The sequence below is a fragment of the Paenibacillus lentus genome, assembly GCF_003931855.1.
Lineage (GTDB): Bacteria > Bacillota > Bacilli > Paenibacillales > Paenibacillaceae > Fontibacillus > Fontibacillus lentus.
The window spans coordinates 5,133,494-5,150,123 of the sequence record NZ_CP034248.1 but is presented as its reverse complement, the minus strand read 5'-3'; the positions used below and the strand labels follow the sequence as shown (position 1 = coordinate 5,150,123).

General features: G+C 44.0%; 14 protein-coding genes and 1 pseudogene. 9 read left to right on the top strand and 6 right to left on the bottom strand.

Going from position 1 to position 16,630, the window contains the following annotated elements:
* Positions 1-93: 93 nt before the first annotated feature.
* The 3 genes and pseudogenes from EIM92_RS22950 to EIM92_RS22940 all read left to right on the top strand — a co-directional run.
* A pseudogene (locus EIM92_RS22950) lies at positions 94-293 on the top strand (formylglycine-generating enzyme family protein); the annotation flags it as partial.
* Positions 294-413: 120 nt separating this feature from the next.
* A complete protein-coding gene (locus EIM92_RS22945; RefSeq protein WP_125084836.1) occupies positions 414-1,583 on the top strand; it encodes a DUF4317 domain-containing protein in 1,170 nt (389 codons plus the stop codon).
* A gap of 415 nt (positions 1,584-1,998) precedes the next feature.
* Complete coding sequence (locus EIM92_RS22940; RefSeq protein WP_125084835.1) at positions 1,999-2,577, top strand: DUF4256 domain-containing protein; 579 nt, start codon at positions 1,999-2,001, stop codon at positions 2,575-2,577.
* A gap of 517 nt (positions 2,578-3,094) precedes the next feature.
* On the opposite strand, the gene EIM92_RS22935 is transcribed toward EIM92_RS22940, so the two are convergent.
* The 3 genes from EIM92_RS22935 to EIM92_RS22925 form a co-directional block, all read right to left on the bottom strand.
* A complete protein-coding gene (locus tag EIM92_RS22935; RefSeq protein ID WP_125084834.1) occupies positions 3,095-3,616 on the bottom strand; it encodes a cupin domain-containing protein in 522 nt (173 codons plus the stop codon).
* A gap of 144 nt (positions 3,617-3,760) precedes the next feature.
* Entirely contained in the window at positions 3,761-4,918 is a 1,158-nt protein-coding gene (locus EIM92_RS22930) for a cation:proton antiporter (protein ID WP_125084833.1), read from the bottom strand.
* 144 nt (positions 4,919-5,062) lie between these two features.
* Positions 5,063-6,415: an IS4 family transposase gene (locus EIM92_RS22925; protein ID WP_125081488.1), complete on the bottom strand. Its 1,353-nt coding sequence runs from the start codon at positions 6,413-6,415 to the stop codon at positions 5,063-5,065.
* A gap of 408 nt (positions 6,416-6,823) precedes the next feature.
* Between EIM92_RS22925 and EIM92_RS22920 the strand changes: the two genes are divergently transcribed.
* From EIM92_RS22920 to EIM92_RS22905, 4 genes are all read left to right on the top strand, one after another.
* On the top strand, positions 6,824-7,459 hold the full coding sequence (locus EIM92_RS22920) for a glycoside hydrolase family 11 protein (protein WP_125084832.1): 636 nt from the start codon (positions 6,824-6,826) through the stop codon (positions 7,457-7,459).
* Positions 7,460-7,662: 203 nt separating this feature from the next.
* Positions 7,663-8,526 carry a formylglycine-generating enzyme family protein gene (locus EIM92_RS22915; RefSeq protein WP_125084831.1) on the top strand — a complete coding sequence of 288 codons (864 nt, stop codon included), beginning with the start codon at positions 7,663-7,665 and terminating at the stop codon, positions 8,524-8,526.
* A 1,427-nt stretch (positions 8,527-9,953) separates the two neighbouring features.
* Positions 9,954-10,253, top strand: a complete 300-nt coding sequence (locus EIM92_RS22910) for a hypothetical protein (RefSeq protein WP_125084830.1) — start codon at positions 9,954-9,956, stop codon at positions 10,251-10,253.
* A gap of 125 nt (positions 10,254-10,378) precedes the next feature.
* Positions 10,379-11,215 (top strand): YitT family protein, encoded by an 837-nt coding sequence (locus EIM92_RS22905; protein ID WP_125084829.1) that lies wholly within the window; start codon positions 10,379-10,381, stop codon positions 11,213-11,215.
* 154 nt (positions 11,216-11,369) lie between these two features.
* Here EIM92_RS22905 and EIM92_RS22900 read toward each other — a convergent pair whose 3' ends face one another.
* From EIM92_RS22900 to EIM92_RS22890, 3 genes are read right to left on the bottom strand one after another with little or no spacing between them, the layout of a single operon-like run.
* On the bottom strand, positions 11,370-12,359 hold the full coding sequence (locus EIM92_RS22900; RefSeq protein ID WP_125084828.1) for a 2,3-diaminopropionate biosynthesis protein SbnB: 990 nt from the start codon (positions 12,357-12,359) through the stop codon (positions 11,370-11,372).
* Between the two features lie 32 nt (positions 12,360-12,391).
* Entirely contained in the window at positions 12,392-13,354 is a 963-nt protein-coding gene (sbnA, locus tag EIM92_RS22895) for a 2,3-diaminopropionate biosynthesis protein SbnA (RefSeq protein ID WP_125084827.1), read from the bottom strand.
* Between the two features lie 17 nt (positions 13,355-13,371).
* Complete coding sequence (locus tag EIM92_RS22890) at positions 13,372-14,598, bottom strand: phenylacetate--CoA ligase family protein (RefSeq protein ID WP_125084826.1); 1,227 nt, start codon at positions 14,596-14,598, stop codon at positions 13,372-13,374.
* 158 nt (positions 14,599-14,756) lie between these two features.
* Between EIM92_RS22890 and EIM92_RS22885 the strand changes: the two genes are divergently transcribed.
* Both EIM92_RS22885 and EIM92_RS22880 read left to right on the top strand, forming a co-directional pair.
* On the top strand, positions 14,757-15,542 hold the full coding sequence (locus tag EIM92_RS22885) for a YheC/YheD family protein (protein WP_125084825.1): 786 nt from the start codon (positions 14,757-14,759) through the stop codon (positions 15,540-15,542).
* Between the two features lie 353 nt (positions 15,543-15,895).
* Entirely contained in the window at positions 15,896-16,615 is a 720-nt protein-coding gene (locus EIM92_RS22880) for a thioesterase II family protein (RefSeq protein WP_246021472.1), read from the top strand.
* The last annotated feature ends 15 nt before the right edge of the window (positions 16,616-16,630 follow it).

Sequence of the window (16,630 nt, the reverse complement as noted above, 5' to 3'; positions counted from 1 at the left end):
AAAAGTTAGAGGGATGAGCACACTGGTATCAAGAGACAAATTGAATATGAGCAGGGATAGCGTTGGTAATGAGTATAAACTTGATTATGGTAGGGATATCGGTATGAAAGAATTGATAAGATTGCATGGTATCGGGAAACTCAAATGGCTCAGCTCAACAGGTTGGAAGACTGCTTCCTAATCCATGGGGGCTCTATGATATGATTAGTGATGTTTGGGAATGGTGCTAGGATCTATATGATACGGAACGATATGGGGACTACAGAGTTTTCCGTGGGGGCAGTTGGACTGAGGTTGAAAACAGCCAGTAACCCTGAAGTACTCCAAAAAGGAGTCATGACCTTAGCGAAGAATTTTTATTTCGTTTATACTGATAAGATCAATTTACTTCTTAGGGAGTGGTATAACGAGCCATGATGAAGAAAGAAATCGCGCATATACGCAAGCAATTTAAGCTGGATCACGATTTGTTGAGTATTTACGATATTCTTAATGTGTATATTATGAAGGAAAGTAACGAAATTTATCATTGGGAGCGACTGCCATTTGCTCTGTTGGACAGAGAGAAGCAGGAGCTGCATATGGCTAATTTTAAGAAACTGCTGACGGGTGAGTTGGATCAGAAGTTGTTCGAGTTGAAGTTTCAGGAGGAGGAAGTGGAGGAGCCGACGCGGGTGCTGCTTCATCAGGCTCTGGTGACTGGTGATCCGGAGGAATGGCAGGATTTTATGCTGTTGTTAGTGGATAAAATGCTGGCGGATACCAAATATGAACGGGATACGGTAATCACGTTCGTTCGTGGACAATACTACCAGCCGTCCAAGGACAGGAATTATGAAACCGAGGAGAGCGAGAAGAATGAAGTGTTCGCGCATCCGTTCATTTTATGCAGTGTGAATTCCACGGAGCAACAGAGGAAAACTCTGTTGTTTGATTATGTGGAGAGAGAATTTAAGTACAATGTTAATGTAGACCCGATCATTAAGCTGAGTACGCCGGAGCAAGGTTTTTTTTATCCCAGTGTGACGGACGGTTATTCCGATGTAAATCGCATTCTGTATTGTACGGGAAAAGCGAATGAACCGAATCCACATTTTATCGAACAGGTTTTGAATGCTGAAAGATCTGTGACGGCACGCGAGGAGAGAGCCATCTTCGAGGATATTGTGAAGGAAGTGGCTGGCGAACAAGTGGACGCGACCACCCTTGCTCATGTGTATGAGGAAATCCACCGGGTGATTGAGACCCATGAGGATCAGGAAGAACCTGCGAAGCTGGATTATAAAGATGTGGAGCAAGTATTAACGGTAAGTGGTGTGGAGAACGTAACGACGGAAAAAGTAGAACGGGCGTTTGAAACGATTGTTGATGATAAGCATTATGAATTGAAGGCAAATAGTGTCATGCCCAAGTTTACGTCAAAATCGATTAAGATCGATACGAAGGTCGCCACGATTTCGATCAGCCCGCAGGATTTAAAGTATGTGAAACAGGTGAATTATCAAGGGAGACGATGTATCCTGATTGAGGTTGACGAAGATGCCGTCATCGAAGGATTTACACTTAATACAGAGACGATATAGAGAAGTGGTATTTGTCGGGGATTAAGGAAAAGAATTAATAGTGAAAATGAAATATTAATTCAATTACCAGGCGGAGCCAAGCTATTTGACGTTGGTTTTGGGGAGTGGCTGTAAGCTTTAATTTTGGCTAATGGGAATTACTTTTGGGAATGGACACCCCAAATGCTGTATAGGACTATCGATAATAGAGAGATAAGGATTAAAGATTGGTTAATGAGCGGATCAGATTGGAGATAGTTTTGTTAAAAGGCATACTATCCAATGATTATCATCGAAAGTCCTTGTTCCGTGATCTGAAAGGAAGGCGAAGTTCTCAGTAGAGGGCGTAGTCATGGGTGATAAAATTCTAAATGGGAATATTAAAGAGTATATCTGATGCAAATTGTTTATAGTATATTTGAAGGGAGGAATAAACATGGCGAAAAGTAATGCTAGCAATAGCGATGAGTTATCGCCGGAACAGCGTGAAGAGCTGCTACAGATATTGAAAGCCCGTTTTGAGAAAAACGTGAACCGTCATCAAGGTCTTGAATGGGCCAACGTACAAGTAAAGCTCGAGGCTGATTCTAAAAAGCTGTGGTCGCTCCACGAAATGGAGAGAACTGGCGGTGAACCGGATGTTGTTGCTTATGACAACAATACGGGTGAATACATTTTTTACGATTGTTCGGCGGAAAGTCCCAAAGGTCGCAGAAGTGTTTGTTATGACCGTGAAGCGCTGGAGTCCAGGAAACAACATAAACCAGAAAATAGCGCGATGGAGATGGCGGCTGACATGGGGATTGAGCTTTTAACCGAAGAACAATACCGGGAGCTACAAAAACTGGGGAACTTTGATTTGAAAACTTCGAGCTGGGTAAAAACACCCGACCACATTAGAAAACTCGGCGGGGCTATTTTTTGCGATCGTCGCTATGATACTGTCTTCATGTACCATAATGGAGCAGAATCCTACTATGGTGCAAGAGGGTTCCGCGGCTCGTTAAGGGTCTAAACGGGTCAGGACTGTTTGCCGCTTACTTCAAAGATGAAATACGATCAAGCAGCATTTAGCATTTAGATTTTCTGGAGCGGATATATCCCGCTTCTTTTTTGTTCTAGTGGATGGGGCATGTAGTGATGTTGTGAAAAGAAAACAAATATTACTTCCTTCGGACAACATACTGTCATTTAATCCGGTTGACCGACCGCAGTGGAAAAACCTTTAGTTCTAACGGTTGCCATCATCGTTAATTTGCGGATTATTTGCTATTTGGAAATCTAACGGTTGTATATGCCGCTAATCCAACAATATTAGTATGTTGCGATGAATTCGGCACGAATAACGTGGATAACAACCGTTAGAACATCAAAGTTCTCTTTTTCAACCGATTAACCACTGTGGCAACCGTTAGAAATTTGGAAAGGAATACCCACAAAAAAACACCTCCCAACGAACGAGCAGGTAGACCATACCTGTACTTCAGCGGAAGGTGTTCCAATTGGGCTCGGATACGCTCGAGCTCCTACAACTATACTGGGATTAAATCGTAGGCTAATTTCATGATAATATCTTGATGCTGCGGGTATTTAGCCAGAAGTTCATCCTGTGTAAATAATTCAAAATCCTGAAATTCAAAACCAGGTGAAACCATACAACCTACCAGAGAGAATGTATCTTCATCCTTGACTGATGAACCAAAGATCGAGTTTTTCGGAACAAGTACTTGAGGGACTTCTCCGTTCTCCAAGTCTATCCCTAATTTATATTCTTTATATACTCCATGTTCATCAATAACATGGACCGTTAAAGGACTTCCAGCGTGGTAATACCATAATTCATCCGATTTCAAACGATGGAAGTGAGAGACGTCATCTGAACCTAATAAAAAGTAAATGCTTGTATAAAGCCTTCTTTTCCCTTCAAATTCGACGGATAATTCTTGATCTGAAGTTTGTTCTTCGGATTGAAATGTTCTTTTATAATACCCACCCTCTGGATGAGGAAGCAGTCCAAGTTTAGAAATATAATATTCTGCATTATGTTTGTTCAACGATGTTGCCTCCAATAATTCAAATTTTAAGCTAATAAAAGACATACTAATCATTGTAACAGTTAACAAGCGCTTGTCACTTATTTTTTCATTGATCAACGTACCGGAATACTCCAGCTGTGAAATGTCAGCGCCAAATTACAGCTATAATGTGCTTTTTCCAGCTTCAGGTTCTTTGAATACAATTTTCAATAACGGTGGTGCTACTAACGTCGTTAAAATGATTGCGATAATCACTGATGTAAAGTACTCAGGCAAGAGCAAGCCGGTTTGTAAGCCGGTTGCGGCGATAATCAAGGCTACTTCACCCCTGGATACCATGCCTGATCCGATAATGAGTGAAGACTTATTATTAAACCCCGTAAGTTTTGCCCCTAGCGCACCGCCCAGCAATTTTGTTAGTACTGCCATTAAAGTCAGGGCGATCAGAAAACCGATTTGCTCCCCTACCCCTTTAAAGGAAACATTCAAACCAATACTCACAAAAAAGACCGGTACAAAAACGGCGTAAGCGATAGGTTCGACTTTTTTCTCCACCTCATGTCCAAATGGCGTTTGAGAAATAGCAATACCAGCTGCGAAAGAACCGATAATTCCCGCCATCCCCAGCAGCTCCCCCAAATAAGCGAATGCAAAACAGAGAACTAGTGCGATTGCTATGACTGGCTCGGAAACTCGCAGCTTGGATAGCCACTGCAGTGCTTTAGGAACGATGGACCAACCCGCTAAAAGAACAATGGCAAAAAACAATGCCATTTTTCCGATTAATCCGCCTAGAGAAACTCCAGTTCCAGCGCCCAGAAAGCTGGTCAGAACAGCGAGAAGAATAACAACTAAGACATCGTCGACAACGGCAGCGCCTAGTATTGTCGTGCCTTCACGTGTATTTAGCTTGTTCATTTCCTTTAGAACCTGCACTGAAATACTAACCGAAGTAGCGCTAAAGAGAACACCCATAAACAATGCTGGCCCGTGATTCAGACCGAAAAGCTCCCCTACACCATAACCGCCTACAAACGGTAATATAACCCCGCCGACAGCAACTGCGAAGGCAGGCTTCCAGTTTTGTTTAAGTTGATTTAAATCTGTTTCAAGACCTGCAATAAACATCAGCAGGAGAACACCGATTTCTGCAAATTGTTCAATAAAACTTCCGCCCTGGATCCAACCTAGAACAGCGGGTCCTAAAACAATGCCGATCACCAGTTTTCCTAGCACGGCAGGCTGTCCGAGTCGAACCGACAAATCTCCCGCTATTTTGGTGAATAACAAAATTAATACGAAATACAAGACAAACTCCATATCCAGTTCTCCTTCTTTCTACAGGAATCCAAAAAATTTCCTACTTGGGAACGCGAATGCTTAAGTAAAAATATTATAGTATCGTTCTTGCGATTTCAACAGTGAATAAAGGTCTTTAAAAGGTTGTTTTATGAACTTAATCACTCAACTTTCGCAGCTCAAATCTCCAAACAAACCCTTAATATAGCTGGGTAAACCGGAGATCCATTCCTGTAGTTGACAAAATACAGCTGTTTTGTTCTTCTTTGTTTTCGCCTGGGACATTTCGAGAAATAAACTCATGAGCTGCTGAAGTGCAGTCTGGTAATCTAGATCGCGGACCTCATCAGCAAAGAGGAAAAAGAGTCCTCCCAATGTTCGGTCATCACTCGATTGGCGTCGTTCGTATTCCATCGCCAAATATCGGCTGAATACAATCGTGGTGTGGCTAATCAGCTGATCAAAGGAGCGGCCTTGGAATTCGGTTCCCAGTTTTAAGTAGCTTTTGGTGACTTTGAAAAAGGTCTCTATGCTCCAGCGCATACCGTAAATACGTACGATTTCAGTCGCATCAAGCGTCACATCTGTACTTAAAATCGCCAGCCACTCCCGTTTTTTATTCCGGTTGCGGACAAACACAAGCTTCACGGGTAGACCGCAGGCGGTGTGTACGATGATCGAGCCTTTAATATCTTTGGCATTCGATGCAGGAAGGCTTTGAAACACCTCGCGCAGTGTCATTCGCTTGCCTTGAACTAGATAGCGTTGTTTCATTTCTTTAACCATGCCAATCACGGGCAGACCTTGGCCAGTGAGCTCGCGAAGCAGTGGAGCTTGCGTAAACCAGCTATCCATAAGCACGTAATCAGCGGTGAATCCTCCACGTAAGGCTCGTTCCAGCAAGGCTACGACAGCATCCGGCTTTCGAGAAAAGGCCTCCATCCGGCGTTTGTAGCCGTTACTGCGTTTGGAAAGATTCGAAGCCATTTCGCACAGACGGTTGGCTAATTTAGCGGAAGACAGCATGACAAAATCAAGCGGAGCAAAACTAAATCCGTCTGACCAGCCTAGCGTTAGCATAGTGTAACCTTTGGTGAATTTGCCTGTGGAGTGGTCAAATACACGTGCCAAGAGTTCCGCTTTTCTGCTACGATTTCGGCTGAGCACGGAATCGTCAATAATGAACACACGTACCCGGTGGGACGAAATGAGCGATTCGAAATGGTGCACGATTCGAAGACTCAAAGCCTGCAAAAAGCGCCGCCAAGCAAAAGAAGCCTGATTCAAAAAACGGTAGATAACATCCTTGCCGGGAAGATCTGCTCCGCGATCACTTTCCAGGAGTCGAAACCAGTTTTTCCCCTCAAAGACCAAAGAGAACACGATTTGGAAAATCGCTAGACTTGAAAGACCGAAAGATTTAGAAATACCCGCTTGTCGTAACGTTTTTCCGATGTGGAGACTGGCAAAAATTTTGGGAAAGTGAGACTGTTCAGACAGGGAATGTTGTTGTAACATAGGGTTACACACCTTTCTTGTTGGTATGGTTGATTAGACACTTCCATGATACCAAACAAGCAAGGTGTTTTTTTGTCAATACGAGTAAATCTATTGAATTCTTCTTGCGCACTCAAGGGTTTAAGTCATTTTTCTAGGTGCGAAAGTTGAGTTAATCAGAAGTTAAAAGTTTCAATCTCGATTTCTGTAATTAGGAATTTAAAATATGTAAAAAAAAACAAGAATAAACCTTTAATTTTATAATAGTTATGCACTCATTTATCTCCTATAATTTTCTAAATAAGGAGGTGAAAGGTAAAAAAAGAGGTATAAATTGAACCTAGGACAAGCTAGGTGCGGCAAAGGGAAGTAAGCGACAAACAGTGTGGGCGGGCAGGTAATCACCATTAAAAATTGGGAGGTATTATTATGTTTAAGTTTAAAAGGAAAGTCTTGACAGCTGTTCTTGCGGCTTCCATGAGTTTCAGCATGTTTGCAGCAATCTCAAATGCAGCGACAGATTATTGGCAAAACTGGACGGATGGCGGAGGGACCGTAAATGCGGTTAATGGATCCGGGGGAAATTACAGTGTGACATGGTATAATACGGGGAATTTTGTTGTCGGCAAAGGCTGGAATACAGGTTCGCCGAATAGGGTAATTAACTATAATGCTGGCGTCTGGGCACCGTCAGGAAATGGGTATTTGACGCTCTATGGGTGGACGAGAAATGCCCTCATTGAATACTACGTGGTGGACAACTGGGGGACTTATCGACCAACTGGAACATATAAAGGCACCGTGACTAGCGATGGAGGAACTTATGATGTATATACGACGATGCGATACAATGCCCCTTCCATTGATGGCACACAAACCTTTCAGCAGTACTGGAGTGTAAGGAAGTCGAAAAGACCAACTGGAAACAACGTCGCTATTACCTTTAGCAACCACGTGAATGCATGGAGAAATTACGGAATGCATCTGGGAAGCAACTGGTCCTATCAGGTATTAGCGACAGAGGGATATCAAAGCAGCGGGAGCTCTAACGTAACGGTGTGGTAAATGTGCGACTGCCTACATCAAGTAGGAAAATTACGGGCGTCAGGCAGTTTCTAGAATGTTAGGAAAATCCAATGATTATTTATGTTGTGAAGGCCTGTCGTTCTTCTAGACGGCGGCCTTACATATTTCAACAAAATTCAGCATAGCGATTTGTTAAACCGTATCGGCTATCATTTTTTTGTCCGTTTAAAGGAGAGCTATCCATGAGAAAACCACTCATAACCTTTTTAACAGTGATCATATTTGTGCTCAGCGCTTGTTCGCCGGAAAAGCTTGGACAAAGGGCAATGCCAGTAAAGAATGATAACCTTGTGTTCATTCAGGGCGGGGCTTTTATAAATAAAAATTCCAACTACTATGGAAAAGATGCAACACTATCGAGTTTTTATATTGGAAAATATGAAGTAACACAGCAAGAATGGATGGAGGTCATGGGAAGCAATCCTTCGGGATTCCAGGGCGATCATTTACCGGTGGAGATGGTAAGCTGGTATGACGCTATTGAGTACTGTAATCAACGCAGTATTAAAGAGGGCTTGCAACCTTATTACAACATCAATAAGAATAAAAAAGACCAAAATAATAAGAGCGAACACGATCCTATCAAATGGACAGTGACGATTAACGAGAGGGCCAATGGTTACCGTTTGCCGACAGAAATCGAGTGGGAGTACGCAGCAAGTGGAGGTCAGAGGAGTAAGAACTACACCTATAGTGGAAACAATAATGCAGATGAGGTGGCATGGTATTGGAGAAATGCAGGTGATGAATATCTATCCGGAGATTGGCACTGGCCTAATTTAGAAAGCAACAAAAACAAAACACACTCTGTGGGCAGCAAGAAACCTAACGAGCTAGGGGTTTATGATATGTCAGGTAATGTAAGGGAATGGTGCTGGAACTGGTATGGAGAAGAAAATTTGGAAAGTGATAACGGTGCTTTTCGGGTGGTAAAGGGCGGCGGTTGGATCGGTGACGTCAAGAACAATGAAATATCCTTCCGTGGCAGGTTCGAGGCTAGCGGCTTCGGTCCGGATCAAGGCTTCCGCGTGGTGCGTGGGGAGTAGAGGGGATGGGAAGAGTTTACATCCTTTTGGTAACTCTTTATTAGCTGAAGAAGCTGTTGAGCGGGAAACAAGCTATAGTAAGCACTGTTTTTCCGCTCTTACTGCCCCTCCCCGACTTTTAATGCATCATTACGATTCAATCTTTACTGGTTTGGAAAAGTCTGAGGGGGATATTCGTTGATGATGGATTGATTGCTTAAGGAATTTCCCCTTATAACATTTTATTAGTCTGTTATATTAATTTATATTAACTAGAAAAAACGAGTACTTTTATGGTAATGTTCCTGCTTTCACACATACAGTCTCGTTTGCTGCATTAACAAAGTCAACTAGGACATTTGATGTTTTATCCGCAGTATCAAGTCGCCCGGTAGCTATAACTTATGTTCTAGTTCCTTTACCAATGTTAACGTACCATTCCATAGTTGGAAGAGGAACAGGCCGCCAGTTTTTTTGAAGTCTTTCAAAGGAAAATAGGCTTTCTTGGAGTATATACATAGTGACTTCACTTTTTAGGTTTGGACACTTGAAAACTTCTTCGTATTGGGGTAAAGTCCTTTTTTTGTGTTTAAAAACCCTTGTCTAGCTAGGACTCAGGTTAATGCAAAATGCTCAATTGAAAAAACTCCCCTGAAGACATCGACTCTTTAGATATCTAATGTCTATTCAAAGGGGAGTTCTATCTGAATTGAATTTACTATTGATTTTGTTGATATTTCTTATCAAAAACAAAATAACATTTATTAAAATTAGTACAATTCCAGTAAGTATTGTGTAATTAGGTATACTCCAAATAATACTAGGAGTGAGATTTTTAAGAGCTTGATAATCATGGTGAACCGTTTCAGCAAGCGATATAAAAATTATTATCTTCTCAAATCCTCCCAATGCTATCAACAGTATTCCAAGGTTATAGATTTTCAAAAACAACACTCCAATTTAGTAAAAATCTTTAATACAACGTAACTGTCCAAATTCCTTGAGCATCGCCGTCAGAGTTTTTATTGGTGACCTTCCAGTTGCAGCTTTGGTTACATCTGGAGAATGTAAATTGGGCAGAATATCTACAATCTACAGGATTCCCTACATTATGGTAAACCGATTCGGTCCATCTGGAATTTGGTACATATCATTTACTTTATCGTGCAATACTCGAACACCAAACTTATTAATAAGTTCATACCTTGATGATTTGACTTCGGCTGCAAATGCAGTAGGATGGATTAAATTAGAGAAAACTATTGTTAAGAGAAGAGTATAAAATAGTCTTTTCAAAATAATACCTCCAAATATTTCGGAATATTAGAGAATACACCCTTAAAACTACCGGAAATAATACCCTTAAAACTCATTAAAGTTAATTATAAACTCCTTCATAATAGGAACTAAGAGTTTTGGTTCAGAAAGGATCAGAGGGGGAATAAACGATGGATTTGCCGTTATGGCTTCAAAGTGCGCTTCAAGAAAGGCTGGAACGTGTTATGAGTGGAATCGAACATCGTCCTGAATTGCGCAAGCTTCGTTCCGAGGAGGGCTTGGCTTTTGAGACTATGTTTGCTGGTATGGATCGAACGAATATTCCGGGGTATATGGATTGGGAGGACAAGCACTACTATAAACGGGGAGTAGAAAATGAGCACTTATACATACAGGGGCTGAGAGACGGTGTACAGGTTGCTTTTACATTGCTCGCCGATCCGATTTCAATTTCCGACAAAAGTGGATAGAGCGAATATGATTTACCATATACTCAATTCATGAGGCGCATGATAAAATCAGGAAATGCACAACCTGTTGATAGGATAAGACAGCATAGGTTGATTCTTAGAGAGATTGGACGGAGTGTTTTTTGATGAGAAAAAGAATTACGGACATGTCCTCACTAGCCGTGGGGGCTTTCCTTTTTGCGCTAGCCGTGAATTTATTTGTCATCCCCAATGATCTGGGCGAAGGCGGGGTTACGGGGCTGACCATTATTTTCTACTATTTGTTTGGTTGGTCGCCAGGGTTGATGAATCTGATTCTGAACGGGATTTTGCTCGTTGTTGGCTATAAGTTTCTGGATAAGAAAACCATTGGCTACACAATTATTGCCGTGGTGCTCAATTCGATGTTTCTGCATTTGACGGAGGGTTGGCGCATTGATTCCAATGAGCTATGGGTCAACACGATCTTCGGAGGAGTATTTGCCGGAGCTGGGATCGGCCTGATTGTCCGTGTCGGCGGCACAACGGCGGGGAGCGTCATTCTGGCCCGGATCACTAATAAATATCTTGATTGGAACATCAGCTACGGGCTGTTGTTCTTTGACTTGATTGTAGCTTGCTCGTCGGTTTTTATTATCGGGGCCAAAGGTTTGATGAGTACGATTATTTTGCTCTTTACCGCTACCAAAGTGATGGATTTTATCATTGAAGGACTCAATCCCAAGAAGGCGGTTACCATCATTTCCAACAAGCAGGATCAAATTGCGCGCCATGTGGTTGACCGGATGGATCGCGGGGTAACCGTGCTGTCCGGGTACGGATATTATACGAAAGCTACTAAAGAAATTTTGTATATCATTATCAGCAAGAAGGAGGTACCTACACTCAAAGAAATTATTCGAGCCGAGGACATGAATGCATTTATTACCATCCAGGATGTACGCGATGTGTTTGGGGAAGGCTTCCTGAAACTATCCAAGTAACAGATTACATGCCAGGTTTATGCGGGGGAAGTTTATATAAATATAATAAGAACTGATGTTGTTCAATGTGTAAAAGCCGATCCCCCTGAAGGAGGGGAGAGTCGGCTTTCTGTTTTATTCTAGGCTTTCATGTTATTTATTGATATGAGGGGGGCTATATATTCGTTAAATCCATTCCAATCCCTAGCGACTGTGCTTTCTCTACCCAGTAGGCTGCTGTAGTAATATCGAACACGGCCATTCCCATCGGACAAAATAGAACGGACTCATCCGCTGCAAGATTTCCCAGGGCACCCTGGCAAACGACATCGGTCAGCGAACATGTATTTTCCTTCGTAAGTCCCCGTTCCACATGCAGGAGCTCAATATCGGTATTTTCACGGCACACTTCATCCCAATCATCAACTACGGTGGTCTGGATTTGCTCCAGAGCGGATGCTTTGTAATCGCGCAGCGATACATGAAGCAGCAGGCTGCCGGCAAGCGGCGGCTGGTCGATGTAACGGTGATCGCTAACGGTGCATGTGATGATGACATTACAGGTGTTATATAGCTCCTGCCAGCTATCTACTATACGTGTGCGGCTGCGATAGCTTGCATCTGCATCCTCGATAACCGGTGTCTCCAGTTTGGCGCCTCTAATATCGTAGATAAGTACCTCGTCAGTACATTCTCCGAACAGCTTCCCGCACATGTCGTAATGATGTTGTCCAATCGGTCCAAAACCAATGATGCCAATCCGTATTCGCTTTGCCGCAGGGTGTAATTGCAAATAATGGCGCAGCATGACCGCACTTACGGCAACCGTCCTGGCCACGCTGGGCAGCGGCGAATTTATAATGGCGTAAGGAACGCCCGTATTTGGTTTGTTCAGCAATAGTACGCTATGGGCTCTTGGCAGTCCGCTTAGCGTGTTGTCGGGAAAACTGGCGATCCATTTCAGGCCTGCCGCTTGTACCGTTCCTCCGACATAGGCGGGCATTGCAATGATCCGGTTAGCCGGATTGACATAGCGGAGGTAAGGCTTGATGGGCTGTGCATAATCGCCTGAATCCAGGAGCCGTAGCGTCTCTACGATGCAGTTCTCCAACTCCTCCCAGCGCAGCCCGATGGTCTGCAGATGGTTATTGTTCAAATAAAGCATGAGCCTGCCCCTTTCTATTTTTTACATAGCTTTTACGCGGAACCGGCATTTAGATGCCTGGCCACCCAATCATCGTTATACACCGTATCCATATAACGCTCGCCGCGATCATGGAGAATAATGGCACATACCGAACCATCGGGTATTTTGTGGAGCAAAGCCTCTTTAAGAGCATAAACGACCGCACCGGATGAAGGTCCGGCGAGAATGGATTCATGCTGCGCAAGCATGCGGCAGCCCGCAACCATATCCGCTTCGTTCACCTGTAGGGCATAGTCCATAAATTTCGTTTCGCTAAAAGGGGGCGCGATACCGGCCCCAAGGCCCGGGAAGTATCGCTTGCCTTTCGTTCCGCCAAGAATAACGCTGCCGATGGCATCGACAGCGACGATTTTTGTGGAAAGCTGCTGCTCTTTAACGAAGGTTGCGCAGCCTAGCATCGTCCCGCAGGTGCTAACTCCGCCAATGACATAATCGACTTGACCCAGCTCGGCAATAATTTCCCGCATCGTCCCGTCTTTATGGGATAAGTAGTTATTTTCATTCTCATACTGGTTGGGCCAGAAGCTGTTCGGGATATGCTGAACGAGCTGTCTGACCCGGTTCAGTCTGGCGGGAAGGAATTCACCGGTTTCGGGATCAGGCTGCTGCACAAGCTCGACATCGGCTCCATAAGCTCGCATGATACGGATATTTTGGGCTGTTGTTTTGGGGTCGACAACACTAATGAAACGCATACCCAGCCGGGAGCAGATGGCAGCCAGGCTGATTGCCATGTTACCCGAGCTGGATTCGATAATGACCGATCCGGGACCGATTAACCCTTGCTCCAGTGCTGCCGAAATAATGCGCGCAGCTGGGCGGTCCTTAGAGCTTCCGTTCGGGTTCAGCAATTCAAGCTTGGCATGGACGTTAATGCCACGATCGTTGGCGAACAGGCGGGAGAGCAGGACAAGCGGGGTGTTGCCGATGTAAGAAAGCCAATCTTTGGTCATGGATGACATTCCGCCTCCTAGTTATACAGTTTTTTGGATTTTACAGAGCTTTGTCCTAGGTCAAAAGACTCATCCTCTTTCACGCGAATAACCTCAATGCGATCCAGCATACGGCCTTCGATCATTTTTCCGATAGCTTCAATCGTGTGCTCAATGGCATGTCGGATGGAGGCGAGCAGCTCGTTATTGAGCGACTTGCTGCGAATGTGGACGGTCAACTTGTTGTCGCGCACGCTAACACGGAGCTCAGCATCTTTGACGAAGGTATGCACGACGTTTTCGATGTCGTACAAGCTGATTTTCTCGCCATGCTTGAGCTCGCTGCCGATTCGCTTGGAAATGCAGGTGAATGCCTGCCGCATGACTCCATCAATTTCCACGGTACGGAAGCCTCGCACAACATCGTAGGTGACGTAACGGATGACGGGAAATAAGCTGCGTCTGCTAGAGGTTAGTACGAGTACTCCCTCGCCTTCTTCCAGTGGCTCAAAATGAGGATCAAGCTGCTCGGCGGGCACGGTTTCCGCATGAATCCCGTCTGCGAACAGATAGACGCCATGTGGATGAGAATAAGAGGCAATTGCGCCAACCTCGATGGAGCCGTACGTATCGAGAATATCGTGTGCTTCAATACCGAATCGTGCTGCCATATTGGCCTGCCAAGCGGATGTAGCCATTTCTCCGACGAGGACGATTTTGCGAATTCCAAGTGACACAGGATTCCCGGCGGCTCTGGCAATGGCCTCCAGAATAGATGGCATCGTATATAGCAGATCGGGCTTGAACGCATTAATCCGGGAGATATGCTCTTCAATTGGCATGGAGAAGGAGATGGACTCCGTCTGCATGCCCAACTCGCCAAAAATCGTGTTAGCTGTGCTTGCCGCATGACCGGTGCCAACATCTGCAAAAGCTCTGTGTATCTGCTCTGAGTTGGATGCAAGCCACGCACGGTAGCAAGCTATTTTGTCCAATCGGTAATGCTCTTCATCTTCCGGTGAATAATAGATCGATTTCCGTATACCGGTTGAGGTTCCAGATGTGCGATAGACGGTAAGGCCTGTCTTTGTTCGCGGCTCTTGCTTGTAATAGATCTTATTCAGACGTTCCTCGGTCAGGAGCGGGAGTTCGGACAAGACCGCAGCATGAGGCAGGATGCCTTGCTCTGCAAGTAGATCGCCATAGGCGGGATGCAATTGAATAATGTGGGACAAATGCTGTTGAAGCGATGGGGGTAGGGCCATATCCTATTAAGCCTCCTAAACATAGTAATGGACCCAGCTCTGCCAGCTGTTAGTCAATTAAGCATATGGCGGAACCTTTCATCCCGTGCCGACAGCAGCCTACATCCTTTTTTTATTTCATACGTATGCTAGGAGTAAAAGCGAAATGGAGGGATTAAATGGGTTACCGTAAGCTGGATAAATGGAGCAAGTACGTGATCATGCGGAGAGAAAAGATGTTGCGAAAGCATCTGCCGACGACAAGGATCGCTACAAAAAGGCTATTGCTTCGTATGCTCTTGCATTATGGGATGGTTTATATGAAGCCAGCCCGCGGGTCGCAGGGACGAGGCGTTATGAGAGTGGAGAAGCGCAGAGGCTGGAAGCGAAAATATGTGTATCAGCATGGCAAGCGCAAGCGGACGTTTTCTAACTATCACCAGGCCTACGCCTCCTTACAAAGGGAGATGAAGGGCAAGCGATATATAGTGCAAAAGGGAATCTGGCTGCTTAAGCATAAAGGGCGTCCCTTCGATATTAGACTTATGATTCAGAGAGCACCTCGAGGCGGATTCGCAACGACTGGCACATTCACAAGAGTGGCGCATCCCCGTAAAATCGTGACGAATGGAAGCCAAGGCGGCTCGATTTATGCAACGGATGTCGTATTGCGCAAGTATGCCAGCCCGGCAAAGCGCAGAAAATTGTATCGTCGTATGAACAGTCTGGCTCATCGAACCGTCAGACAGTTGTGGCGCGTGACCCCTGGGATTAAAGAGCTCGGTTTGGATTATGCGATTGATCGCAATCTGAAGCCGTGGATTCTGGAGGTGAATTCGAAGCCGGGAGTGTCCCCGTATACGCTGCTGCGGGATAAAAGTATAATCAGACGGATCGTCAGGTACGGCAGAGCGTACGGTAAAACCTATAGTCTAGTTACTAGAAAAGCAAAACGCGGCCGATAGATGTCGAAATTTGCAGGAAACAAAGCACAATTCGACATATCGGGACTAGCCGCAGGACTTATTTCGTTGATATCGTATAGCGAATGGGTGAAAAGTAACAGGAAGCTGCTCGACTTTACCTCGCCATCGGCGGGGTTTTTTGTTTTGGATATGCGGTAAAGCGAGATTGATAGGAGGCTGAGGGCATGGGAGGAGACAAAATACACTGACATTTATCAAAAAGCCCAAGAAAAATTTACAAAATTAAAATTGATTTTGCAATTATTTGGACTATAATAGAAAAAGATTGAAAAATACATATTTAAATGTATTAATAGATAATAATATGAAAAATGGTATAAGGAGGTTAGTTGGTGGATCTATTCTGTCTGCCTTATGCAGGAGGCTCTTCTACTATATTTTCAAGTTGGAATCGTGAGCTTGATTCGCATATCCACTGTGTGCCTATTGAATTGTCAGGGAGGGGAAGGCGCTTCGGGGATTTATTGTATGCAAATATGGAAGAGTCAGTAGCTGATGTATTTAATATTTTGACGAGAGATCATGAGTTGGATTCCTATGCTATTTTTGGACACAGTATGGGTGGAATCATCGCTTATGAGCTGGCGAAGAAAATAGAGCAGAACGGCTTGAAAAGGCCTGAGAAAGTATTTGTTTCCGCTACGCAACCTCCCATACATAATAAAAGTAAGAAATGGAGTGAACTGCCTGATGATGAGTTTATGGAATGTTTGACCTCGTTAGGTGGTATAGATTTGGAATTGCTGAACAACAAAGAATTTCTTGATTTATATATTCCGATCTTGAAAGCCGATTTTTCAATGATTGAAAACTATCGCTTTAATCATAAAGACAGGCCCATCAATACCGATTTAGTCATACTTAGTGCTGCGGATGACCCATACATACATCGAGAAAAGTTAAATGATTGGGCAACCTTTACTTCAAAAGAGGCGATATTTCATGAGTTCGAGGGTAATCATTTTTTTGTTAACGAGCATTCCACAGAAGTAATTCGCCTGATAAATCAACAATTACAGAACACCAAACAAAATATGCATCATTTATCATAGAGCCTAAATAAACGA